This is a genomic window from Bacteroides cellulosilyticus (assembly GCF_020091405.1).
In the GTDB taxonomy this organism is placed as follows: Bacteria; Bacteroidota; Bacteroidia; order Bacteroidales; family Bacteroidaceae; genus Bacteroides.
The window spans coordinates 3,435,090-3,461,317 of the sequence record NZ_CP081903.1 but is presented as its reverse complement, the minus strand read 5'-3'; the positions used below and the strand labels follow the sequence as shown (position 1 = coordinate 3,461,317).

Annotated in this window: 14 protein-coding genes; 5 read left to right on the top strand and 9 right to left on the bottom strand. The window is 43.1% G+C overall.

Going from position 1 to position 26,228, the window contains the following annotated elements:
• Positions 1–34: 34 nt before the first annotated feature.
• From K6V21_RS12515 to K6V21_RS12475, 9 genes are all read right to left on the bottom strand, one after another.
• Entirely contained in the window at positions 35–2,179 is a 2,145-nt protein-coding gene (locus K6V21_RS12515) for an endo-1,4-beta-xylanase (RefSeq protein WP_224321978.1), read from the bottom strand.
• Between the two features lie 55 nt (positions 2,180–2,234).
• Entirely contained in the window at positions 2,235–2,636 is a 402-nt protein-coding gene (locus K6V21_RS12510; protein WP_224321977.1) for a hypothetical protein, read from the bottom strand.
• A 60-nt stretch (positions 2,637–2,696) separates the two neighbouring features.
• Positions 2,697–3,743 (bottom strand): DUF5627 domain-containing protein, encoded by a 1,047-nt coding sequence (locus K6V21_RS12505; protein ID WP_224321976.1) that lies wholly within the window; start codon positions 3,741–3,743, stop codon positions 2,697–2,699.
• Between the two features lie 23 nt (positions 3,744–3,766).
• Positions 3,767–5,575, bottom strand: a complete 1,809-nt coding sequence (locus K6V21_RS12500) for a RagB/SusD family nutrient uptake outer membrane protein (protein WP_224321975.1) — start codon at positions 5,573–5,575, stop codon at positions 3,767–3,769.
• Positions 5,576–5,594: 19 nt separating this feature from the next.
• Entirely contained in the window at positions 5,595–8,459 is a 2,865-nt protein-coding gene (locus tag K6V21_RS12495; RefSeq protein WP_224321974.1) for a SusC/RagA family TonB-linked outer membrane protein, read from the bottom strand.
• Positions 8,460–8,504: 45 nt separating this feature from the next.
• Positions 8,505–10,445 carry a RagB/SusD family nutrient uptake outer membrane protein gene (locus K6V21_RS12490; RefSeq protein WP_224321973.1) on the bottom strand — a complete coding sequence of 647 codons (1,941 nt, stop codon included), beginning with the start codon at positions 10,443–10,445 and terminating at the stop codon, positions 8,505–8,507.
• An 11-nt stretch (positions 10,446–10,456) separates the two neighbouring features.
• A complete protein-coding gene (locus tag K6V21_RS12485) occupies positions 10,457–13,618 on the bottom strand; it encodes a SusC/RagA family TonB-linked outer membrane protein (protein ID WP_224321972.1) in 3,162 nt (1,053 codons plus the stop codon).
• Positions 13,619–14,596: 978 nt separating this feature from the next.
• Positions 14,597–16,525 carry a sialate O-acetylesterase gene (locus tag K6V21_RS12480; protein ID WP_224321971.1) on the bottom strand — a complete coding sequence of 643 codons (1,929 nt, stop codon included), beginning with the start codon at positions 16,523–16,525 and terminating at the stop codon, positions 14,597–14,599.
• 26 nt (positions 16,526–16,551) lie between these two features.
• On the bottom strand, positions 16,552–19,047 hold the full coding sequence (locus K6V21_RS12475; protein ID WP_224321970.1) for a glycosyl hydrolase 115 family protein: 2,496 nt from the start codon (positions 19,045–19,047) through the stop codon (positions 16,552–16,554).
• 786 nt (positions 19,048–19,833) lie between these two features.
• Between K6V21_RS12475 and K6V21_RS12470 the strand changes: the two genes are divergently transcribed.
• From K6V21_RS12470 to K6V21_RS12450, 5 genes are all read left to right on the top strand, one after another.
• A complete protein-coding gene (locus K6V21_RS12470; RefSeq protein ID WP_408912854.1) occupies positions 19,834–20,007 on the top strand; it encodes a hypothetical protein in 174 nt (57 codons plus the stop codon).
• Between the two features lie 404 nt (positions 20,008–20,411).
• The gene (miaA, locus tag K6V21_RS12465; RefSeq protein ID WP_224321969.1) at positions 20,412–21,332 is read left to right on the top strand and encodes a tRNA (adenosine(37)-N6)-dimethylallyltransferase MiaA; all 921 of its coding nucleotides are present in this window, start codon (positions 20,412–20,414) and stop codon (positions 21,330–21,332) included.
• 79 nt (positions 21,333–21,411) lie between these two features.
• Positions 21,412–22,338, top strand: a complete 927-nt coding sequence (locus K6V21_RS12460) for a diacylglycerol/lipid kinase family protein (protein ID WP_007212750.1) — start codon at positions 21,412–21,414, stop codon at positions 22,336–22,338.
• Positions 22,339–22,429: 91 nt separating this feature from the next.
• Positions 22,430–23,230, top strand: coding sequence for a 3-deoxy-8-phosphooctulonate synthase (gene kdsA, locus K6V21_RS12455; RefSeq protein ID WP_007212749.1), 801 nt, complete (start codon positions 22,430–22,432; stop codon positions 23,228–23,230).
• A gap of 118 nt (positions 23,231–23,348) precedes the next feature.
• Entirely contained in the window at positions 23,349–26,186 is a 2,838-nt protein-coding gene (locus K6V21_RS12450) for a M16 family metallopeptidase (protein WP_224321968.1), read from the top strand.
• The last annotated feature ends 42 nt before the right edge of the window (positions 26,187–26,228 follow it).

Sequence of the window (26,228 nt, the reverse complement as noted above, 5' to 3'; positions counted from 1 at the left end):
ATTATGCCCCGCTGCCTTTTCTCATAAAACTCTATTATTTTCCAGCCAAACCATCAGCAAAACCTGCATAGGTATGCTTACGACTGTAGTTGGAATCCCAAAGGCCTACGGGTTCACCACCACGCCAGCCAGAATCACTGGGAGCATCGGTAGCACACCATTGCGTAATACCATACTGCTGAGCAGCAGGAATAATCTCGAAGTACTTCTTCACGATGAACTTATAGTATTCTGCCATCGCTTTATGCTGAGCTTCTGTCATATTCTCTGTTTTCACACTGGTACCGTTCTCATCTATATATCCCATATCAAGTTCGGAAATCTTCACGAGTTTACCACTTGCAGCTAAAATTTCGAACATCTGCACCACATGCTCTTCCTTACTCTTCTGAGTAGCAGCATTGGCATAGCAACTTACGTGCATCTGAGTACCGATACCGTCAATCTGTGTCACGCCGTCGGCTTCCCATTTCTTAATCCAATGTACTAAGCTCTTAGCCTTTTTGTTATCATCCCAGTCAGATTCCAGATTATAGTCATTGATAAAGAGTTTCAGAGGAGCAGTACCACCGTTCTCAGCATAGTACTTACGGGCAGCAGCCACAGCAATGCGAGCATAATCCTCATTACCTAAGTAATCTTGCCAGTAGAAATTATTCTGAGCATCGTTCTCTGAAACATTGCTTGCCGATTGCAATACATAGAATCCTTCTCCATCATCACCACCACCGGAAATAGCTTCGTTCACTACATCCCAAACAGTTACATAACCACCTGTAGCTTTCATCATACCTTCTACCCAGTTATTCATGGCCCATGTCAAGGTATCTTTCTTCTCTTCAGGAGTAAGAGGAATAGAATTCATCTTCACTACTTTGCAAATCTTAACTGATCTAAGATCAAGTGTCGCGTCACAAGTCTGTGGCTTAAGGATAACATCATAATCCCCCCCCACAACATTAGGAATATCCAGCTTAACGACATGACTGCCTTCCTGAATGGCTACAGGAACCGTAATACTCTGAGCATCTCCTCCCCAGCCGTTCTGTACAGTCAGTTGTACGCCAGAGCCATCTTTATCGGATTTCAGATCGAGATAAAAGACATAATTTCCTTCTTCAAGTGAATTCTCGCCACCAGGAACTACAAAAAACTGTCGCCACTCACCATCAGGCACAAAATGTATACATCCATCTATGACAGGAGGTTCACAACCCATTGCATAAAATGGGAATGGACCATCTTGATAAGTTTGCACTTTCGTCTCTTGCTCAACCTCCACTGCGGGAGCTTCAGAGTGGGTTATTTTAACAGACTTAATTTGAATAGTTCCTGCAAAAAGACCGGACTGAGTCATCACGTGGCCACCATCAGCCACAGCTTTAAAAGCAAACTCATACTCTTTCCATTCCGTATCGAAATCAAATCCACCATCGACTCTGCCTGACCAAGGGCCTACACTGACAGCGAGGTGACCATTAGCTGAACCTTTGAGCATCATTTTCAACTTATACTCCTTGCCTGTAAGAATCGGAAGTCCATCAATTGTGGTATGATACTGAACGAAGTAATTCTGTTCGGCAGGAGTGGGATTTACAATCTCCAGACAACCCTCAGAAGAGTTCACCCCGATGGTTGTACCTTCAGGTGCTTGATTCCAGAAAGTATATGCATCTTTAGAATAATCCACTACATAATCCTCAATATCAACCTTTTCATCAGGATCTACGTCCATCTCTTTATCTTTAATCAACGAATTCAGGTACTTATTATTCTGTTGTGCATGCCAAGCCAGCGTATGTCCGTAAATAGTAAGACCTCCGGCTTTTGCCGCAGAAACAAACTTCTCTACGGTACCAAAGTCCATCGACCCGTCATTAGCCACGCACGAAGCGTATTTCATGGCATTGCCTGCCGTCATCTCATCGAAATTGGAGATGGCCATAGTACGCACCACTTCTCCTTTCAGAAAATCACTCGCCGACAGCGCAATTCCCAACTTAAAGTCGGGACTTGCGTTTCGGTCTATATATGTTTTCAATGCATCGTAAGCATTGAGATATTCATATTGGGCCATACTTTCCGGCTTCTCAGTCTTGAAGTCAACGATCTGGTCATCGGCACAAGAGGCAAGCAATAGCAATAAGCCCAAGGATAATGAGTATTTAATTGTTTTCATTGTATAATCATTTATTAACATATTTCTTATTCTTTTCATCAATATGCAATCAAGGCTAACGATAAGTGGTAAATGAAAAACTTCTTGAATTCACTATATCATAAGGACCGGTACCATTCTTCAAGAATACAGTTATGGTTACCCTTCTGGGTGTACCGTTCAAGCTCAGATAACGTTCATTATGCGATCCGGAATATTCCAAAGAAACCTCCGAACCATCCGAAGAATAAGCTTCCCATTCATAATGCAATGAACTATCCGGCACGTCCATTGTGATACGGACAAATCCGGACAAGGCATTCAGAAACATATGGCTACCTAAATCAGCCGTTACGGGAGGCGTAGCAGGATCATATAACACTGCGGTATAACGTCCCGTGATATCGACAACCGATCCGCTTTGTGCACAAAGCAGAAGAGGAAGACATAAAAATATAGATATTAAAATCTTTTTCATGATTGAATGTTTTTAGTTATTATCCAACATTATGTTAATCGGTCATTTAAACGTTTCCGCTCAATTGGCACGATACTTAGGAACAAAAGTTTCTATCTTGTTCGTTCCGCGCGTCTGCATCACCAAAGTATCTTTCGTGGCATACTTCCGGATGCCAAAGTCAACGGTATAGTCCAGATAAAGCGCATCGCGGTCTTTGTTTCCCCATGCTTTCTTTTCACCATCCACCACGTATTTGCCTGTCCCCGAAGCAGTCATTCCCGATGTCTCCGTAGTAATGGAACACTCACCCGCATCGTTGAATGTCAGCAACAAATCGCAGGCCAGCGTGGTTCCATCGGCTTGCTCCGTGTTGACCGTGAAAACGGAGGTCGTGAGCGAACGGGTATCCAGCGAGCAAACCTCATCTTTCTCAATCGTCTCCGCATGACGCACCACAGTAGTTACAGAACCATTCTCGGTTATCTGATCCGTACCACGACGCAAATAGGAAGCCTGCCATGGATTCATATACTTTACACAATAAAGCACATAATCTTGAGGTAACACACTCCAATAATCCGAGTTAGGACGTGCCGGAGCATCGCCTTCAATCAAAGGAGTACCTGTCAGAATGCGGTCGGCACCAGTCTGTTTTTTCATCACTACAGGAATCACATAATTATTGCTCAATGCTTTTTCGTCAGCAAAGAAAGCATCGGTAAGCTGCACCTCCACATTTCCCCAATGTTCACCGTTGTATTTAATTTTATCACCCGCCAATGTATAATATGTAGAAGGCATAGGTAATACCGGTGATCCGTCTTCAAAAAAGAGATTATCGCAAAGCGTATTGTCAACGGCAATATCTATGGTGATGTTCCTCCCACCATACGCTCCTCCCATTGTGGCATAAATGGCACACTTGTGCTGACGGTCAGCCGAATTGTCTACCACCGGATCATTGCCCAACACGATAGTTCGTACCGGGAATTGATAGGCAAAATATACACTGACACCGCCTTCATAATCGGGAAAAGAGTTGTCTGCATTCTCACATGAGGAGAAAGCAAATGACATGGTACCCCAAAATATTATAGATAATAATTTATAGATTTTCATATTCATTTTTGCATTTTATAATTATTTGATTACCAGCCCTTATTCTGTTTCAGATTGCTCCACTTCAACACTTCACTATAAGGTATAGGACCGTAATTCATATACTCCTTGTAGTTTCTATTCTCTACGTCTATTACAGTATAGTTCAGATTTTCACCCACTTTATCAATTCGTATTCCTTTAGCTGTTTCAGCCAAGGGCATCTGCCAGCGGCGAATGTCCCAGAAACGCTTGTTTTCGAAACAGAGTTCTATGCGGCGTTCGTTGCGGATAAGTTGAGCCATTTTATCCTTATCTCCCTTTATGCTCTCAAGATAAGCATCTCCGTTATTAACTCCCACTCCACCACGGGCACGAATAGCCTTAATCACATCGTATGCACTATAGTTATGACCACCTTTACCCATTGGTCCCCAAGCATCGTTGGCAGCTTCGGCATAAGCCAAAAATATCTCCGTATAGCGGATACGGACAGGAATATGGAACTTGGCATTCAGTGAACTCGGATTGGCATTACAATCTTCACGCAGTAACTTACGCAGATAATAACCTGTACGTGTAGAAGTATTCAATTGATTCAAGTTGTTATCCTGTTTGTTATCCGCATCAGGATAAGTGCCGGTGATGATAGCCTTTTCCTTGAATGTTGATCCGTTGAACAATATATATTTTGCCAAACGCGGATCACGATTTTCATAAGGAGCATTTTCCAAATAACCACTATTGACCTTGTCAGCGACAGGATAACCGTTAGCCATAGGAAAAGCATCAACTAGATTTTGTGTAGGATTAATACGTCCGCTGCCATAAAGCGTAGGAGGAAAGTTGTCCTTCTCCTGCTTGATACCTATATCCCAGTCTTCGGTTCCATTACTTTTATTTCCTCTCCAAAGGATTTCGGCAGGCACTTCTCCTGAACCTAGATTGTCCAAGTCTTTTGTATTCATATACCAAGTATTACCTGTCTGGTCGAGACCTGACACTCCGCCAATGCGATTCAGCACAGTGGCAGCATAATTAGCCGCTGTTTCCGAAGTAACCCCCGAACCTTCACGATAAGCAGGACTCGCGGCAAGTAAAGCAACCTGCGCCTTGATAGCTTCGGCTATTCTAGCAGTGACGCGTCCACGCTGATAAGTTCCGAAAACAAGATTATAGTTACCCATCTTTGCACCGATTTCTTTGTATCTGGCAGGTACCTCCGCATCACTCTTTATATTTTCATAATCCATAGGCAACAGTTCAACAGCCTTATTCAAGTCAGCAAAGACTTGCTCCACACATGCACTGAAAGAGGCGCGAGGCTGATTAAAGTCTGAACTGGTGGTTTCCGGTTCAAGAAGCATCGGTACTCCCAGCAGCTGTCCGTCTGCCGTCCAACCTCCATGAGCCATCAGCAAATAGTAGTAATTCAACGCACGCAATGCATAAGCCTCTCCACTGAGTTTGTCAATGAACATCTTACTTGTCACCTCATTTTCAGCCCAATTTACCTGTTCTACAATACCCAGAAATGTATTGAGATATTGTATGACTGCTTTGCGGGCCTGCCATTGTTCCATCGGATTGTTGTTCGATGCCCATGAACCGAGAGCCATCTTCGAATAATTGCTCTCCTTATCATTAGTCACCGCATCGTCCGTAGCTACATCATTTACACTGGAGTTATCATACGGCAGCATGGCATATCCATATCCCAAAAGTCCTACTGCATAATTGGGGTCTGAAAGCATATCTTCAACGCCACGATTGTTCTCCTTGGCAGGTTCGAACATATCCTCGCAAGCAGAAAAAGTAGCCAACAGTACCATAGTTAGTATAATATTTCTTAGTTTCATTTTTACCATTTTTTTTAGATTAGAACACAGCTTTCACACCAATATTATAGAATCTGCTTTGCGGAGCACTGCCCACATTCATCTCCATATGCTTACGCTCTTTCGAAATAGTAAGCAAGTTTGCACCGCTCACATAGGCCGACAGTTCGTTAATGAAAGTGTTGCGCAAAATGCGTTTCGGCAAATCGTAAGTAATCTGTACCTTTGCCAGGTCGAAACGGTCGGTCTTGTACAGCCAATAATCTGAAGAACGGAAGTTATTACCCGAACTTCTCGCAGACAGACGAGGATAAGTTGCAGTAGCTGCAGTTTCAGGAGTCCAACGGTTACGGACTATAGCCGAATATTTATCATCACCATCTACCCAATAATATGAACTATTCTTCAATCCGTAAGCACCGAAGTTACCAGTACCCAGTACAAAGAAAGTTAGATTCTTCCATTTAGCAGTAAAATTGATACCAAGTGTAAAAGGTGCACCGTACCAGCCTCCTTTACCCAAAAAGATTTCATCTTTATCGTCAATCACATTATCACCATTCTGGTCTACATACTTGATGTCACCGGGTTGAACCGTACTACCCAATTTCTGTTCGGGGCTGTTCTCTATTTCCTCTTTGCTTTGGAATAATCCGGCACTCTGAAGTCCCCAGACACCGTCAATGGGACGTCCTTCACGATATCGATAGGCCTCATCATAAAGTTCATCGCGCTTAGTAATTTTAGTATCGTAATATGTGCCTGCCACACCCAACGATAAGTCTACATCGCCGAAACGTTTGTTGGCATTTATACTGAAATCAAAACCTACGCGCTGGTTGTTATTATAATTCTGTATAGGCATAAATGATGCGGCAGGATAACCTGTATTCAAATGAGATGGATAAAAAGTGGGCTGATTGATCAGATATCCCTCCATAGAGTTTATGAAGAACGAAGCATCAGCTGTAATCAACCTATTCCAAAGCGATGTTTTAAGATTTACAGAGAACTCTTTACGCTTGATAAACGAAAGATCATTGTTCTGGCTTCTGGTAGAAATGGAGTATTTACCAGCCGGACCATCATACCAGGCATAACCATCGTTCTGAGTCCATACCGATTCATAAAGATAAAATTCATTATCATTCATCACCAGATCAATATCTTGATTAATAATGCTACCTGATACACTCAGCAACAAATCGTCTACCACCGGAGAATCCTTCAGGAAACTTTCATTACTTAAACGCCAGCCCAACGTCACCGAGGGAGAAAGAGCTTGACGATGTCCTTTGGCAAGTTTAGCCGAATGAATCAACGCTGCACTAAAATCGGCATAATAGCGTTGCTGATAATTATAACCAGCCTGTAATGCCAAGTTAGCATTGCTGATGCGATGATACTGTGCTGAAACCGTCTGCTGATAGCCGTTGGCTATAAACATGGCCGATACATTATGATATTTGTTGAAGGTGTTCTGATAGTTGAACTGCCCGGTAAATGCAATAGTTTGTTTATCCGCACTGCCACCTACATTTTGAGTACCCGGTCTTTCATCGTTCCCTTCCTTGTTCAATGCCACTATGACATCTTTACCACCATAGTTGGACCAAACAGGAACGAACACCGCATACTTATTATCAAAAGAGGTTGAGTAAGAAGTGGCATAGTCCACAGCAAACATGGCATTGAATGAGAGTCCCTTCAGAACTTGATTAAGATCGACATTCACACCAGCATCAAACTGAAACTGGCGACTCGTCCACTTACTGCTTCCGGCAGCATAGCTATCGGCAAAAGCATTAGTAGGATTAGCCTGCGTACCAGCCAGGAAATACTTTCCGTCAATAATATTGGAAGTAGTACTCAACAGTTCCCAGGCAGCTGTAGCATTGGGATCAATCATGTCCAACGGAATAAGCGGGGATGCATATTCCGGAAAATTTGGGCGTGCAGTTGATGCGGCATTCCAATAATCACCTTTTGCACTTTTCGAATTGTAGAACGTGGCATTGGCATTAATGTAGGCATTGATAAAGCTATTGATGTTTACATCTACATTACCACGCACGTTGAAACGGTCTGTCATGTTGTTTTTAGCTTCACCAAAATCTAGAAAATCTCCATTACGATAATAGCTCACATTGCTATAGAAACGGGCACGCTTACCACCACCGGTAATCTCGGCAGTCACTTCCGAACGATTATATACTTTCTTCACATAGTCAGAAGAATAGTAATTGATATTTGAATAACGGTACGGATTCAGCCCTGAACCATGATTATAAATATCTTCGGCCGTATAACGGAGTTTCGCAGTAGGATCATCATTCAAGAGGGCCTCATTGTAAAGGGTCATGTACTCTGCCGAACCCAGGTATTCAGGGAAAGCCTTTGCTACATGAAATCCGGTATTGGCTCTGACACTAACATTCAGTCCCTCTACATTTCCGCGCTTCGTAGTAATTACCACTGCGCCCTTGGCTGCTTTACTGCCATAAAGAACCACTGCCTGTGCACCTTTCAAGAATGAAATCTGTGCAATTTCAGACGGCATCACATTGTTTGCCTCACGGGGAACACCGTCTACTAGAACCAGATAACCGGCATTATCACCATCCATTCCCCACAATGAGTTACCATTCCAACCACCTACATAGCCCTGCATATTATCCAGGCTATAAGTATTATAATTTTTCTTCGTAAGTTCCTCTACATTGACCACAGAAACACCACCCAAAAGGTCTTTTTGGTTTACTTTACGAAAGGCCACCTGCACCATCGGGTCTTTTTCACTTACCAATGAATCGGTTTCATTCCAGTCCGTAGCCTGCGCACCGACAAACATCGGAGAAACGGTCAGCATAGCACAGAGAATGAATTTTGCTTGTATATATTTCATTGTTTATTCATTTATTATTAAACATACTTTTTAGCTCTCCACTAATTACCAACCTGGATTCTGTGCGAACTCAGGATAAAGATAGACATCATCATCAGGCAAGGGGAACCAATAATGCTTCGTGCCGAATATGCGCTTCACAATCAGTTCATGACGATAATTAGCCACTTCAGCTTCCGCAGGATCATTTTCTCTATAGAAATTGGCACTCTCCACCCGATCGAATTCTACAGAATATTTTTCTGTATAGGGTGATTCAGTCAGCAATAGCCAACGTTGCAGATCGTTGAAGCGGAAACCTTCCATAGAAAGTTCTACAGCACGTTCACGACGAATTTCATCCATGAATTTCTTATTGTTTGCTATATAAGAATCATGCACGCCCTCAGCACCGCAACGGGTACGGATTTTGTTGATTGCATCAAGTGAAGTAAGTGTACAGTTATCAGATTTGGCAGACGAACCGCCAAAGGCTGCGCAACTCTCAGCGTACATCAGGTAAATATCCGCCAAACGCATATAAGGTAAATAGGTATGCAAGTTACTACCCCAGTCATATTCCTTGTCACCTTCATTACAAGTATGAGGAACCAGTTTCTGGAAAAAATATCCGGAACGGCTCCCAAGGTCGATTGAGCGCATATCCGCACCTGTATAAAGTTCACAATAAGCATAAGGTTTCTGCGCATCAGACAACTTGTCTTCTGCCAAAACATAACGGAAACCATCAAATACGATATCATGATAGAAACGTGGGTCTCTATTCTTAAACGGGTGTCTCTTGTCGAATCCAGATTGCGGGTCATCAAGAGGAAGCCCGTTGGCCATACCATACATTTCCACAAGATTGGCCGTTGGCAAGTGTATGATTTTATCGTGGTCAACAAGTCCTGCCACTTTCGGGCCCCACAATTTCGTCATATTCCAGTTACTGCCATTAAAATCCGCAGAAGGACCACGGAAAATAGCTTCAACCGAACCCGGCATCAACCAATTCTGGCGACGGGTATAAAAAATATCGGAGTAGCTTGTCTGCGCACCTTTCTCCTTTTCGTGATCGTAGATATTGCTATATTTAAACTCTGCAAGTGCATATTGCGTCTGGCCACTTTCTACCAAAGCCAGCAGTTCGCCAAATGCTTGAGCGGCCTTCTTACAATAGTCTTCATCATAGTTGTAAGTCTGAGTACCTCCCAGCTGTGGGCCGTTCTTCATCAAAGGGCTTCCTGCCCACAGATAATTCTTACCCAAATAACCCAACGCCATGATTTTATTGATTCGCAATTGGTTCTTACCCTCTGTAGCCTTACCTGCACTGGTCTTGTCCCAGTCTACCGGCAACAAGTCTGCAGCACGACGGAAATCCTCTCCAGCCTTATCGGCACATTCTTGATAACTCAAACGTGGTAATCTCAATTCTTGCGTAGCGTCGAACACCTGATCAATATAAGGCAATCCTCCCCAATAGGTCATCAGCTCAAAATGCCACCACGCACGGAAGAAATAAAGCTGACCCGCGATCAAGTCTTTTTCTTCCTGCGTGCCTACCAGTTTATCCAAATTGGCAAGGCCGACATTAGCCTTGCGAATGCAATACCAGGAATGCGGCCACAAAGAGTGTTGAAACTTATCGGTAGAAGCCGGGTTGCTGGGATTTCTATACAACCAGCACTGGCCATTGGTTTGCCATGCTCGGAAATTACCCAAGTCTGCCTGATGCGTCATGTGGGCATCTCCCATAGAATTGAAAAGTTCATCGTCTCCCCAGTTCCAGGAAGTACAATAGTTACATTTTTCCTTGTCAGGAATACAGTTATATATTTCTTCTATGAATCCTTGAAAGTTGCGGAAATTCTTGAATGCATCTTCTTCGGATACAGTCGATTCGGGACTTTTATCCAAATAGTCTTCGCAAGACGTCATGCCGAGCCCCACTGCAAGAGACAAAAGGCCTGAACATAAAAGGGTCTTATATGTATATTTCATCTTGTTCATTATTATAATGTAAATTTAATACCTAAGTTATAACGTTTCACAGTAGGATAAGCTCCCAGATAACCTGCTCCGGAAAGATTAGCTTCACGGTCGTCCGGCATACGAGTCCATAACCATAGGTTATTACCATTGACATAAATCTTCAGGTTACTTAATCCAATTCTCTTGATCCAGCCTTTATTCCAAGTATAAGCCAGTTCAACGTTCTTCAAACGAATGTAAGAACCGTCATAAAGAGATTGGGTTCCGCCGTTATAGCTCGGAGTAGAATTCCAGCGAGGTACTACCACATCGGCATTAGGAGTGTTTTTTGACCACCACGTACCGGTGTCAAACACAGTGTTCAGTTTACTACCAAAACTAGTAAGGCCCACATCACGGGTTACATTGGTCACACCATAGAATTGTGCAAATGCGCTGAATCCTTTCCACTCGAAACCTATGGTAGCATTAAATGTATTTTCGGGCTGGCTAGTATAACCATAAGGAGCCTGATCTTTATTATCCACCACACCGTCGCCATTAAAATCGACAATGTAGTAGTCGCCCACCAGTTTTTGAGAATCATTAGCATCATGAGCAGGGCTACCATACAATTGGTCATAGTTTTGAATGTATCCCGCATCAATATAAGAAGTATATTGACCTACCCCGAAACCAGCCGCTTTCTGATAGGCAGGACGCATAGCCTGGTCATCTTTCACCAACACCTTGTTCTTAGCATGCGTCATACTGAAGTTACCCCAAACACGCCAATCATTACCAAAGGTTTTATTTACACGTAACTCCAATTCATATCCATTCGTACGGATCTTACCTTTATTAATAGAAGGAGGAGTTCCTCCGAAATAAGAGGGAATGGAACGGTCTCCACCATAAACAAAGATATTAGAACGTTCGTCACGGAAAAATTCCAAACTACCAGCCAGCATTCCTTCAAAAAGCGAATAGTCAACACCAATATTCAATTTTTTCACAACCTCCCATTGTATATCCTGGTTGCCAATAGCAGACTCACGATACCAGGTATAGATACTTTCAGTATGGTTCAGATCCATAGTAGTGTGACCACCATAAGCCCACTGGTTCATGTACAACCACCGACGACTTGAATCGAACGGATCAGGCCCTAACTGGTCAGAACCAATTTCACCATAAGAAGCACGGACTTTCAGCATGTCGATAATCTTCTTTTCACGAAAAAACTTCATAAAAGGTTCTTCACTGATCATCCAACCGATAGCACCTGAATTAAAAAATGCGAAACGATTTTCCGGACTGAACTTTTCAGAACCATTGTAAGCACCATTGTATTCAATGAAATAGCGGTCGGCATAATTATATGTAACACGGAAAGCCCAGTCTTCACGATAGGTAGGCATCACACTGCCTCGCGCATTTTCCTGACGACTGAACAATCCCATAGCTGTAGCATTATGCTTACCGAAACTACGCACCCAGTTCAATTGCGCCTGATAATAAAGATTACGTACCGTCTGACCATTATCCACAGCACCCGGAGAAGTACTCCAATTGACTCCTTGAGTCCAGTCAAAACCATTATTCGTGTCGTATAGCTGTGCATATCTCACCTGACCGGTATCAGGATCAATCCACTTACGCTGCGCACTATTAAACAAGTCATTGATACCACGATTGTTTTCAACAAATATATTATCCCAGGAAACAGTGGCCCGGGCAGAAAGCCCTTTGGTTATAAACTTCAAATCCTGTTCCAATGTAAAGTCAGTGTTAATACGGGTTGTTGTGAGCTGCATCGTACCACCCAAAGAAATGTTCTCTGCTGAGTTCGTGGTATTTGAAACAAGCGGATACATTCCCCAACTACCATCAGAGTATTGTGGAAGGAACACATCCGGCGCAATATTGTATGCACCCGACCATTGCTGCCCAATCTGCCATTCTGAATTGCCCGTATTACTCCATGGAGCCTTACGAATAGCATTAGAACCCGCGAGATTCATCTTCAATACAGTAGTTTTCGTTATATTGAAGTCCAAGTTACTACGCACATTGATACGATCGTATCCATAACCGGAGTTATAATCACGTCCATTATCATAGATTCTAAAAAGGTCGCCTTCATGCACATAGTCTGCCGAGGCGAAATACTTCACGAACTTTGTACCACCACTAATATTAAGGTTAGCATTGTAAGACATCGTGTTATCTTTAAACAAGGCCTTCTGCCAATCTACATTCGGATAACGTTCTCTCTGTTCAATAGTGGTCTGATTACGATAGTTATTGATGAACGATTGAGAACGGATATATTCCCATGAGTCAGGTCTCAAAGCCAACTCATGCTCAATAGCCGTATTGCGAAACATCAAAGCATCATAAGAATCGTACTTATTGGGCAGTTTGGAAGGAGACTTCAGAGTGGCATTGAAACCTACATCAATCTTTGCACTACCCTCGGTACCACGTTTGGTCGTTACAAGAATTACGCCATTTGCTCCTTTCACACCATAAACGGCAGTTGCAGACGCGTCTTTCAATACGGAAATAGACTGCACTGAACTGATATCGACTGAACTCATCGGACGTTCAATACCATCAACCAACACAAGTGGATCTTCATTATTATTCCAGGAACTTGCACCACGAATCGTAATTTTAGGTTCTTCTTCACCAGGCATACCTGTACCTGAAGTAGTAACCACACCCGGCAAGTTACCCGTCAACGCCGCACCAATATCACTGATACCGGCTGCACGTTCCAGAACTTTACCCGTAGTTTGCGTAATAGCGCCTACTACACTGGCTTTCTTTTGCTGACCATAACCTACCACAACCACCTCTTCCAGTTGTTGTGAGTCATCTTCTAAAGTGACTTTCAACATCTTTTGGCCTGCAATCTTCACCTCCTGCGATTTCATACCGATAAATGAAACTACAAGAGTTACTTTGTCATCAGGAACAGTCAACGTAAAATTTCCATCTATATCTGATATCGTACCTATTGAATTATTTCCTTTTACAACGATGGAAGCACCGATAACCGTCTCACCAGTGCCATCAAGAACTGTTCCTTTTACAGTCACCCCATTTTGCGCTAAAGTTGGCAAGCAACTTAATAGCAACAAAAGAAACAAGCAAGGGATCTTTTGAATTTGTTTTGTTACATTTTTCATTACCATTAGTTTAAGATATTAATAACTACATTCTCTTTCATTACATTAGCTATTAGTAATAGCCTCAGCTGTCATCATACTTGCATTTCATAATTCAACCACATTTAAGATTATAAAATTATCAATTGATATTTATATCGCTATTATTACATTTATTCACAGTCTAATTCATCTACAATATAGTAATTACATCCATATCATTCTATCTTTGCCACTAAAGCACACCTCTTTACGGCAGCAAATGTATTCAACTAAAACGAAACAGTCAGCACAATCATGCTACACAGTTTTTTGATAGCATTACATCTTTCTTTTTGATGTTACATTTTCTTTTTATGGCATTACATACACAAGCATAACATTATGTATATCAAAGATATACCAATAATAAAAAAGTAATAAAAACAAGCTGTTTTTATTACTAAAAATGGTCTATTCAGAAAGAAAAAGCACAAGAAAAGAAATACTTGAAATAGCTAAATAAAAAGAGGAAAAAGAAGATAGTAACGTACTCCAAAAGATATGTAACCTATCTGTTAGAGTGTAAAAAATGACTTTACTCTCACTCTATTCGCAAAACCGCTATTTAACACATTTAAAGAGATAGAGATTCTTGTTTCGCATACAGTTTAACTTCTTAGTTGACAAAGCATCAGTTGACGAGTTTATGAGGGGGAGTATATTTCCTTGTTACCTTGTCAACTGCGAAACTTGAGCTTACAGAACTTAAACAAGTAACATCCTAATTATCAACGCATAGCATTTACACACAAATTACTCAACAATGTAAAAGCATTTACTGCAGGAGGTAACGACCTTTACCCCGTATTGTAACGCTCTTTACCTCGGTATGTAACGAGCGTTTCCCTATGGAGTCACGGAAGTTATGCTGTAGTCTGTCTAAATAAACAAACGCCCTTAGTCTACCCGCTTGTAAACTAAGGACGTTTATTTGTGTATTTTCAGTATTAAGTTTGACTTATACTATCGTGATACATCCATTTGAAACGGCGAAGCCGGAAGCCCCGCCTTATTCTTCAAATTGGCCTCCTGCGGATTATCATCCCAAGCATAACGCACTTTTACCGGTTGAGTTATCCCTTCACTCCAGACCACCACTTTATTGCCTTCTATGGTCGCCTCAGCCCATTTAAAACGTCCGTCCGTTCCCGCCAGCGCAAAACCTTTAAGTTGAGCTACAGGCATTAAATCATCCGTTCCCGCCTCAAAAGACAGAATGATCTTTCCTTCCTCAATAGCAGCGGCAGTGCACAGCGGACCACTATGAACTATATCCTTATGTCCATATACCTGCTTCTTGACCTGAAGCGCTACCCTCCTTGCCAGTTCCTTCTTATTCAGCGGATGAATATCATTCCACTCTCCTAAGTCTATTGCCACAACCAAAGAGGTATTAGGCAACTTCAACGTCACCTGCCGCTGTGCTTCACGCATACCTGCCCAACCACTTTCTACAGGCTGCTGATGCGTCTGCATAAAATTGGGTAGCTGCATAATAAAGAATGGCAAGTCTTCATCTGCAAATTTCACCCGCCAATCTTTGAGCATGGCAGTCAATAAAGCTTCATATTCACCCGGACGTCCTGCATTCGATTCGCCCTGATACCACAAAGCTCCCTTAAAAGTAAGATTCCGCAAAGGAGAAATCATGGAATTATACATACCAGTCGGAATGTTCTGAAAAGATACACCTCCTCTTCCGGCAGGCATTTCACAACCCAACCTATACTTCCATTGCTCGGACAAGCGAACCGTATCCCCATCTATCGCCATGCAATAGGGTTTACCTTTTACAAAGCTGGGACGACCACCGGAATTAATAAGACGTACCGTAACCAGATTCTCTCCCGCTTTCAACACCGATGCAGGAACTTTATAAATGCGCGGCGGATATTGATAGGAAGTAGTACCTACAAAAACACCATTCACATACACAGAGTCCGCATTCACCATACAGCCTAAACGCAATATGGCATCTTTATCAGCCTGCTCGGCTGCAAGGCGAATGTTCTGCCGGAACCAGTGCGATCCGCTTACCGGATAACCATCCTTACTGCCCAACTGATAAGAAAACATATTCACTTCCTCCCAGTCGGAATCATTCAATTCCGGTTCATACCATTTAACCGGAGCATGAAGCCCTTCATCACCTTTATATAAAGAGAGATTCCAAAACCTCGACATCATTCCTCCCGCTTTATTCATCAAGGCCTTGTATTCGTCGGAGTTATAGATATCCCGCTCGCGCAGGTTCTTCGGAAATGCCTGAAGCGCATCTTCACTCATCCAAGCTTCAATGGAACTTCCTCCCCAACTGGAATTGATAATGCCGACAGGAACTTTCGTCTCATTATACATCTCTATTGCAAAAAAGTAAGGTAATGCGGCATAAGACTGGGCAACCTGCGGATTCAGTGCTGTCCAGTTCATTTGGGATATGTCTTCTTTGGGACCATGCAAATCATTACCATAGGGAGTCTTGACATAGCGAACCATCGAATTCTCGTAAGTAGCAGTCTCTTTACCGAACATATCCGCTACACGCGCCACCGTCAGTTCCATATTCGACTGTCCCGAACACAACCATACATCTCCTATCAGGATATCCTTCACTGTCACTTCGTTCACTGTCAGCTCATAAGGACCACCGGCCTTCATTGCAGGAAGTGTTACCAGCCATTTGCCATTTTCATCGGCTACTGCCGTGTATTTCTTCTTCTTGAACGTGACAACCACATTCTCACCCGGATCAGCCGTTCCCCATATCTTTATAGGACGTTCACGTTGCAATACCATCCCATCCGAAAGAACGGATGGGAGTTCCACCTTAGCCTCAGCCAACACGGAACAGATGCAGGCCAGTACTATCAATAAAGTAAATCTGTATTTCATAATCTTTCCTTTCTCCATACTCCTTCTTATTTTACAGAACTCTCCGGCGCTCCCAAGAAAGAAGGTTTCAAACCTCCGAAATCAATCATTATCTTCTGCATGACAAGTGCCGGATCAAGCGGACGGATGCGCAAGGTATGCTTTTCTTTCTTATCAAGCAAATGTTTCGTTTGGGTAGTGATGATGTGCTCCGCCTGCAATCTGCCAAGTTCACCTTTATAATCACCGTTGATGTTGACTATCTGTTCTTCGCCGCCATCCAGTGAAACCGCATATCGCAGTCCTTTATAATCATTGAAATTCAATGTCGAAGAGAAACGTACGATAACTGTTACTTCACCACTCTTCTCCGTTTCAAAATCATATTCCAGATACATATCTTCGCCCGGAGTAGCTGTGGAAGGCAAAGTAGTGACGGCTGACAAGGTACGTCCCAGGTTAGGGATCGTAATCCAATTAGCAGATGCACCGTTCGCTGAACGGGTATAATGTTCTGCTTCAATAGATATATATCCATCCTTTTCTACAAACACAGGTGGCGCAGGAGCTATACGGGGCTCGGGTACAGAAGTCACTTTAGGCATTATATTGCGCTTCGGATCATTCCAGGATCTATATCCGATGTGAGTCTGATCCATGATATGATTCCATTTGCCCCCACTCATTACATGATTATAATGATAAGTCAGCACGGAGTCGCGCTCGAAACAAGCACGTGCCTTATCCGCCCATTTATTGGCTTTCACATCATTAACCTCTGCCAGTTTACGGTTCATTGCCACGGCATAGTACATATCATATAAGTTGGAACATGCCTGTATCGGAAAAAGTACCAGTTGGTCGAAAGCATCCCGGTATTCGGCAGGCATCAGATAATAAAGTTTCAAAGCATCCAGACACAATGCAGCGTATTCATCTTTTACACTTTGCCATTCGTTATAATTTTCCAGGCTGTAAGTCCGGTCATTCAGCATTTCCGGAGTAACCCTACGGTTGTATTTAGTATAAGTGTCGATCAGACGAGCCGCTTCTTCGGCATAGTATCCGCCAAATTGCTGACGACAGAAATCCACCGTATGCTGAAACAGATTATTTTCATTGAAACGTTTCGGTTCCCAGGCCATATCCAGGAAGAAGGTGATAGGATATTCCATCGGCTTCAAGTCACCTACGTTCACCACCCACAATTCGCGCACGCCATAGTCATAGGTCAACATCATCTGCTCCCACGTGCGTTGTATCTGAGTAATATTTATCCATTTGGAGTTACGGGGAGCCCCTACATAGTCGAAATGATAATACATGCCGTAACCACCTTTGCGAGGCTTCGCTTTCAAGTCGGGCAATTTACGTACATTGCCCCAGTTGTCATCACAGAGCAGCAGCGTTACATCGTCGGGTACTCGCATACCTTTATCATAATAATCCTGCACTTCCTTATAAAGCGCCCACACCTGCGGAGTCTCTTTAGCTTTCTTGCCGGTTACTTTCTCTATGATTTTCCGCTGATCTTTCACGATATTCTGCAACAAGGAGATATTGGCATCTTCGCTCATCGGTTCATCGCCGTCGCCACGCATGGCAAGGGTGATCACCGCTTCCCAATCCTTGCAGCGTTCCATACCCTGCTGCCAGAAGTCGCGCAACACGGCACCGTTCGTAGTGTAATTCCACTCTCCTTTTCCACGACGTTTCCAGTCCTTTTGAGCCTGTCCCATCGGTTCATGATGGGAAGTACTCATCACAATTCCCATCTCGTTGGCCAACGGACCGTTCATCGGGTCATCATCGTAGAAAGCACTGTTCCACATGGCAGGCCACATAAAATTTCCTTTGAGGCGAAGCACCAGTTCGAACACCGTTTCGTAGAACTTACTATTGAACCCACCAAAGGTAGCAGACGCCCAGCCGCCTAAACTGGGCCATTCATCATTCAGGAAAATCCCGCGGTACTTCACTGCCGGTTCACCATCGGTATATACACCTTCTTTAATAGATATAATATCATGCTTCTCCACCGGAACATCTGCCCAGAAATACCAGGGAGAGACACCCATCTGCCGGGAAAGCTCGTAAATACCGTAAATAGTTCCCCGCTTGTCACTACCTGCAATGACAATTGCCTCTTCTACTCCTTCCACGGGCTGCTTCACCGTCTGAAGAATATACTTCTCACGTTTCCCCTTCAAATCTGCAGCTGGAATCTTTCCTGCCTGCACCAGTTGTTTAATCCATAAACTATTCTCAACAGAACCGACAATCAGCATACGGTTACCGGATGGGGAATGAATAATTTCCGGAGTAGCGCCTGTCACTTTACCTGCATCTGTCTGCAAATTGGCAACAGCCCTCAGCACTCCTTTATCTTCCTGCGAGTCTACCAGTATCGGATACGCCTTTCCTTGCTGTATCCAGGTAAAACCATTGCTCTTATTTGTCACAAAACGCTCTGCCGCCGACAAAGAGGGAAGTAACATGAAACTTACTAAACAATAAAAAATCCAACTAATTCTTGTTTTCATGGTAAGATACTTTTTAATTAACCTTCGTTTTGTACAAAGATAGTTCATTACAAAGTACTTTTCGAATCTTCGTGTTCCTATTTGCTACGGTCAATGTTACATCCCGTCTTTTCATGTTACATAAACTTACATTGATGTAACATCCGCTCAAAAAAATGGCTCTGGTCAGCCCTAAACCTGCATCTTGCCTTTGATTTACCTCCATCATTCATGTATAAGCCATGCAGTGCCTGCGGATAGATAAATCTTCGATATTTTCTTCGTTGTGAAATCTACTGCCATACTACCTTTATTTTATTGTCATTCACGCTCCACATCTTTTTGTCATCAGCGCACCCATAAAGCTTGATTCGTTATTATTAAGAAAAGAAGGAAACAAGGGGGATGGGTTGACAGCTGATTCATACCCCGTCCGCAATGAATAAAATGAAGTATCATCTTATACCTGAAAGACTGCAAGAAGAAAAAGAATATTGATGTATTGAATTACACTTGAAAACAAGTAATGCTATGATCCGGAACAAGTAATGTTGCGGATGATTACATTGCTTGTTCTTATCAACAACAAGCAATGTAATTTTAGGTAAGTCTGTATTCTGACAAATGCTAATTCGTGTTAGAACGGGTTATAAATAATCAGATTCTAAATCCTGATACCCAGACAAACAGATTGTAACCTGACTGAACAAGTTTAATGATATATTTGAAGTGTCATCCGGTTAATGCAACATCCCATCATGAGCAAACCTGTTTCTTTTTTGAGCGATTCCGAATGCCTGCAAGCCTATGATCTTATCACGCCTCAAATACCACCTCGGAGAATTGGCCTATCAATTAAATACCGACAACGAAAATATAATCCTGCACTATAAGGCTCCTCCCCACCTGTTAAAAAAAGGAGAGTTCGACCTCAGCCTCCGCAAATGGGCAGAACTGGTCAGTCTGAGGACAAAAGAATAAAAAACAGTTCAAAGGTATGCCATTACATCGGAAGCCGTATCTAAGGAAAGGGAGTTATTACAAATAATGGGATGGAATCTTGAAAATTAGTGATTTGTCTGCAAAATACAGAGGTATAGGAAAAAAAAGGAGTACCGCTGTACTCCAACCTTTGTTAACCTTAAATCTAATACTATGAAAAACACAGTGCAAAGGTACGCACTTTTTTGAAAGTAACAAGTTCCGTGTGCGAAAACAACACATTTATAACACCATTTAAGAGAAGGGACTCTCTTTTTCACTTCCTTTTTCATATCTTGCTTTAAAACGAAGACGAGCTGCACTTTAGCATTAAAAATAATCAAGCTTATTTTGTATTGCTTTCGGTTTGCATTATCTTTGTAGAAAAATAATCAAAACAACTTATGCCTGACTATGATTTGATAGCTATATTAGGTCCTACCGCTTCCGGTAAAACTCCCTTCGCCGCAGCACTGGCAAATGTTCTTGACACAGAAATCATCAGTGCAGATTCCCGGCAAATCTACCGTGGCATGGATCTCGGCACGGGTAAAGACCTGGTAGACTACACTGTGAATGGTAAACCAATCCCTTATCATCTGATTGATATTGCCGACCCGGGCTATAAATACAATGTTTTTGAATATCAACGTGATTTTCTGATAGCGTACGAGACTATTAAACAAAAAGGGAAACTTCCCGTTTTGTGTGGGGGTACCGGTATGTATCTGGAATCTGTATTGAAAGGCTATAAGTTACTGCCAGTTCCCGAAAATCCGGAGTTGCGTGCACGCCTTGCCGATAAATCCCTGGAAGAACTGACCGAGATGCTGAAGCAGTACAAAGCCCTGCATAATACTACAGATGTCGACACCGTAAAACGAGCGATCCGGGCCATCGAGATAGAAGAATATTATGCACATACACCGGTAGACGAACGGGCGTTCCCGGAACTGAACAGCCTTATCATTGGTGTAGATATAGACCGGGAATTACGCCGTACGAAGATATCCCGCCGCCTGCGTCAACGTCTGGACGAAGGGATGGTAGATGAAGTACGACGCCTGATAGAACAGGGTATCCAACCGGATGATCTTATCTATTATGGTCTGGAATATAAGTATCTGACTCTGTACGTTATCGGCAAACTGACATACGAAGAGATGTACCGGGAACTAGAGATTGCTATTCACCAGTTTGCCAAGCGGCAGATGACCTGGTTCCGGGGAATGGAACGGCGCGGCTTTACTATCCATTGGATGGATGCCGGGCTGCCTATGGAAGAAAAGATTGCTTTTGTACAAGCGAAACTCAAAGGGAATTAGTATCTTTGGGGCAACAAAGACGAAGACTGTGGGGAGAGTACAAAAATGATTATGTAGGACTTTACTAAGAGATAACAATATGAGCGTAGAACCCGAAAAGTGGGGAGTGATATACAATCCCAAAGCCGGCACACGGAAAGTGCAGAAACGGTGGAAAGAAATCAAAGAATATATGGACAGCCGAGGCGTGTCTTATGACTACGTGCAGTCTGAAGGGTTCGGGTCTGTGGAACGTTTAGCAGGCATTCTTGCCAATAACGGATACCGCACCATTGTTGTTGTGGGCGGTGATGGAGCGCTAAACGACGCTATCAACGGCATCATGTCATCCAATGCAGAAGATAAAAGAGAAATCGCCATAGGTATCATTCCCAACGGTATCGGAAATGACTTTGCCAAATACTGGGAAATGACTTCGGAATACAAAGATGCCGTAGATTGCATCATTAATAACCGACGCCGGAAGATAGACGTCGGATTCTGCAATTATTACGATGGTGAAAAACATGTCACACGCTATTTCCTCAATGCAATCAATATAGGTTTAGGAGCCCGTATCGTGAAGATTTCCGACCAGACCAAACGTTTCTGGGGAGTAAAATTCCTGTCCTACCTTATGGCCCTTATCTCACTTTTCTTTGAACGGAAGCTCTACAGGATGCATCTCAAAATAAACGGAGAACACATCCGGGGACGTATCATGACGGTATGTATCGGCAGTGCATGGGGATACGGACAAGCACCAAGCGCCGTGCCGTATAACGGTTGGCTCGATGTATCCGTGATCTATCGTCCGGAACTGTTACAACTCGTATCAGGACTATGGATGCTTATCCAGGGACGTATTCTGAATCATAAAGTTGTGATGCCTTACCGTACCCAGAAAGTAAAAGTACTACGTGCACAAAATGCTTCGGTGGACTTGGACGGACGTATTCTCGACCGGCATTTCCCACTGGACATCGGGATTATGCATGAAGCGATAACATTGATTATTCCAAACTAAAAATAACGATTAACGTTTAGTGAAAAGTGATTAGCAAGCTGCGCTATCACTTGCTAATCACTTACCGTTAAGCACTATACACTAAATACTTATGATTGAATTAAAGAATAATCCTGCCGGAAACTTCTTTTTGTTGGCAGGCCCTTGTGTGATTGAAGGAGAAGAGATGGCAATGCGTATTGCCGAACGTGTGGTAAATATCACGGAGAAATTACAAATACCTTATGTATTTAAAGGCTCTTATCGCAAGGCCAACCGTTCACGCCTGGATTCATTTATGGGAATAGGCGATGAAAAAGCGTTGAAAGTGTTACAAAAAGTACACGATACTTTTGGTGTGCCTACTGTTACAGATATACATTCTGCAGAAGAAGCCGCAATGGCCGCCGAATATGTAGATGTACTGCAAATACCGGCATTCCTTTGCCGTCAGACGGATATTCTGATAGCTGCTGCAAAAACAGGAAAGGTGGTTAACATCAAAAAAGGACAGTTCCTGTCTCCACTCGCCATGCGCTTTGCTGCGGAAAAGGTAGTAGAAGCCGGAAATAAGGAAGTTATGATTACCGAGCGTGGAACAACTTTCGGATATCAAGACCTTGTTGTAGACTACCGTGGCATCCCTGAAATGCAAACCTTTGGTTATCCAGTCATTCTGGATGTTACGCACTCTCTGCAACAACCCAATCAGACAAGCGGAGTGACAGGTGGTATGCCGCAGCTTATTGAAACCGTTGCCAAAGCCGGTGTTGCGGTCGGTGTAGACGGATTGTTTATTGAAACACATGAGCACCCCGAAATAGCCAAAAGCGATGGTGCCAATATGCTGAAGCTCGATTTACTGGAAGGACTACTGACGAAACTGGTACGGATTCGTGAGGCGATAAAATGATAATTTAGCGGGCGGATGCCCGCTAAATTATCATTCATATAAAAAATAGATCCTTCCTGTGATTTCTCTTCTCCCTCTTCGACAAATAGGTCAAGAAACAATTTTAATTTTCATCAACATGAAACATTTATTTCACAGTTTACTGGCAGTAGCATTCGTTCTATGTGCCGGTTTTCAACAAGCGGTGGCGCAGCAAATGCAGTTTCCGCCCCTTCCCGTGGACAAGAATGCCCGTATCGGCCAATTAGACAATGGCCTGACGTATTACATACGCCACAACAAATTACCCGAAAACCGGGCTGAATTCTATATCGCCCAGAAAGTAGGTTCCATTCTTGAAGAACCGCAACAACGCGGACTTGCCCACTTCCTGGAACACATGGCCTTCAACGGTACTAAGAATTTCCCCGGTGATGATAAAGGCCTCGGCGTCATCCCTTGGTGCGAAACCGTAGGTATCAAATTTGGTACTAACTTAAATGCTTATACCAGCATAGACGAAACAGTTTACAACATCAGTAATGCTCCGATTGACCGCACCGGTGTATTGGACTCCTGTCTGCTGATCCTGCACGACTGGTCTAACTATATCCTGCTCAAAGATGATGAAATCGACAAAGAACGTGGTGTGATCCGTGAAGAGTGGCGCAGCCGCAACAGTGGTATGCTGCGCGTCTACACTGACCTGCTCCCAACTATACATCAGGGTGACAAATATGCAGATTGTATGCCTATCGGCTCTATCGATGTAATCAACAACTTCCCTTATAAAGATATCCGCGATTACTATCACAAATGGTATCGTCCTGATCTGCAAGGTATCGTTATCGTGGGCGATATCGATGTAGACACCGTAGAAGCTAAACTAAAGGCAGTATTCGCCGATGTACAAAAACCGGTAAATCCGGCAGAACGCACTTACTATCCTGTTGCTGATAATAAGGAACCCATCGTAGCCATCGGTACAGATAAGGAAGTAGACGACCCGTCGATTGAGATTTACTTCAAGCAAGACGCGACTCCTGATTCAGAAAAGAATAATGTAGGCTACCTTGCTTCACAATATATGACGAGTATGATCAGCAGCATGCTGGACGCCCGTCTGAGCGAATTGGTTCAGAGTGCTAACCCTCCGTTTACCCGTGCAAGCAGTGACTACAGCGACTTCTTTGTAGCCAAGACCAAAGAAGCCTTCGCACTTTCTGCCTCAAGTAAAGCCGACGGCATTGAAACAGCCTTGAAAACCTTACTACAAGAGACTGAACGTGCACGTCGCTTCGGCTTTACCGAATCAGAATATGCACGCGCACGCGCCAACTATTTGCAGAGTTTAGAGTCTGCCTACAACGAACGCGAAAAGACCAAGCACGGTTCTTACGTAAGAGAATATGTACAGAACTTCCTGAATGGCGAGCCTATCCCGGGGATTGAAGCTAAGTACGCTATGATGAACCAACTGGCTCCGAACATTCCCTTACAGGCCATGAATATGGTAATGCAGCAACTTGTTCCGGATAGCAATCAAGTAGTAATAATTGCCGGTCCTGCAAAAGAGGGTTTGAAATACCCGACAAAAGAAGAAGTTATCAGCTTACTGAAAGGCATGAAAGATCTCGACCTGCAAGCATACGTAGACAAAGTATCTGACGAACCACTGATGAAAGAAGCTCCGAAAGGTGGTAAAATCATTTCTGAGAAAGAAGGCGACATCTATGGTAGTACAAAATTAGTTCTTTCAAATGGTGTAACTGTCTATGTAAAGAAGACTGATTTCAAAGCTGATGAAATCCGCATGAAAGGTACCAGCCTGGGTGGTAAATCCATTTTCCCCGACAAAGACGCACTGAACTTCGCCGTTATGGACAACGTAATTGCTGTAGGTGGTTTGGGTAACTTTAGCCAAGTAGACTTGACGAAAGTACTGGCTGGCAAGAAAGTTTCCGTCAATGCCGGTCTGGGTGCTACCACAGAGAATGTATTCGGTACCTGCTCGCCAAAAGATTTTGAAACTATGATGCAGCTGACATATCTCACCTTCACCGCTCCCCGTAAAGATGCGGAAGCATTCGAATCTTTTAAAAATCGTATGAAAGCTCAATTGGAAAGTGCGCAGGCAAATCCTCTTTCTTCTATAAACGACTCTTTACAAAAAGCAATGTACAATAATCATCCGCGCGTAGTGATGATGAAACCGGAAATGGTGGATCAGATTGACTACGACCGTATCCTGGAGATGTACAACGACCGTTTCAAAGACGCCAGCGACTTTACATTCTACTTTGTCGGAAACATTGACCTTGAAACAGCCAAACCACTGATTGCCGAATACTTAGGTGCACTGCCTGCCATCAATCGCAAAGAAACCTTCAAAGATACGAAGATGAGTATACGCAAAGGTGTGTACAAGAATGAATATGCCAAAGAGCAACAAACTCCTACAGCAACCATCGTATTCCTGTACAGCGGTAAAGCTCCTTATACATTAAAGAATGACATTTTGCTGAGTTTTGCAACTCAGGTTCTTGATATGGTTTATACTGAAGAAGTACGCGAAAAAGAAGGTGGTACATATGGTGTAAACTGCTATGGCGACTTACAGAAGTATCCGAAAGAACAATTATTGTTGCAGATTGTCTTCCAGACCGATCCGGCTAAGAAAGATAAACTGGCAGGTATTGTAGTAGATGAGTTGAAGAAACTTGCAGCCGAAGGACCGTCAGACGTACACTTGCAGAAAGTGAAAGAGTACATGCTGAAGAAGTATGCCGACAACCAGAAAGAAAACGGATACTGGATGAATAATCTGAACGATTACTTCTATTATGGCATGGATATGACAGAAGGATACACGGATATCGTAAATAGCATCACAGCCAAAGATATCCAGAAGTTTGTATCTGACCTGTTGAAACAAGGAAATGAAATCGAGGTAACCATGACGGTACCCAACAAATAGTGATAAAGGATAAGTGATTAGTGATAAGCGAGCGCATTCTTA

What these genes read in the sequence shown, in the direction of transcription:
- K6V21_RS12470 (WP_408912854.1), top strand. Translation starts at nt 19,834, where the DNA reads ATGATCTTATCACGCCTCAAATACCACCTCGGAGAATTGGCCTATCAA.
- K6V21_RS12480 (WP_224321971.1), bottom strand. Translation starts at nt 16,525, where the DNA reads ATGAAATACAGATTTACTTTATTGATAGTACTGGCCTGCATCTGTTCC.
- K6V21_RS12505 (WP_224321976.1), bottom strand. Translation starts at nt 3,743, where the DNA reads ATGAATATGAAAATCTATAAATTATTATCTATAATATTTTGGGGTACC.
- kdsA (WP_007212749.1), top strand. Translation starts at nt 22,430, where the DNA reads ATGATTGAATTAAAGAATAATCCTGCCGGAAACTTCTTTTTGTTGGCA.
- K6V21_RS12500 (WP_224321975.1), bottom strand. Translation starts at nt 5,575, where the DNA reads ATGAAACTAAGAAATATTATACTAACTATGGTACTGTTGGCTACTTTT.
- K6V21_RS12495 (WP_224321974.1), bottom strand. Translation starts at nt 8,459, where the DNA reads ATGAAATATATACAAGCAAAATTCATTCTCTGTGCTATGCTGACCGTT.
- K6V21_RS12475 (WP_224321970.1), bottom strand. Translation starts at nt 19,047, where the DNA reads ATGAAAACAAGAATTAGTTGGATTTTTTATTGTTTAGTAAGTTTCATG.
- K6V21_RS12515 (WP_224321978.1), bottom strand. Translation starts at nt 2,179, where the DNA reads ATGAAAACAATTAAATACTCATTATCCTTGGGCTTATTGCTATTGCTT.
- miaA (WP_224321969.1), top strand. Translation starts at nt 20,412, where the DNA reads ATGCCTGACTATGATTTGATAGCTATATTAGGTCCTACCGCTTCCGGT.
- K6V21_RS12450 (WP_224321968.1), top strand. Translation starts at nt 23,349, where the DNA reads ATGAAACATTTATTTCACAGTTTACTGGCAGTAGCATTCGTTCTATGT.
- K6V21_RS12490 (WP_224321973.1), bottom strand. Translation starts at nt 10,445, where the DNA reads ATGAAATATACATATAAGACCCTTTTATGTTCAGGCCTTTTGTCTCTT.
- K6V21_RS12460 (WP_007212750.1), top strand. Translation starts at nt 21,412, where the DNA reads ATGAGCGTAGAACCCGAAAAGTGGGGAGTGATATACAATCCCAAAGCC.
- K6V21_RS12485 (WP_224321972.1), bottom strand. Translation starts at nt 13,618, where the DNA reads ATGGTAATGAAAAATGTAACAAAACAAATTCAAAAGATCCCTTGCTTG.
- K6V21_RS12510 (WP_224321977.1), bottom strand. Translation starts at nt 2,636, where the DNA reads ATGAAAAAGATTTTAATATCTATATTTTTATGTCTTCCTCTTCTGCTT.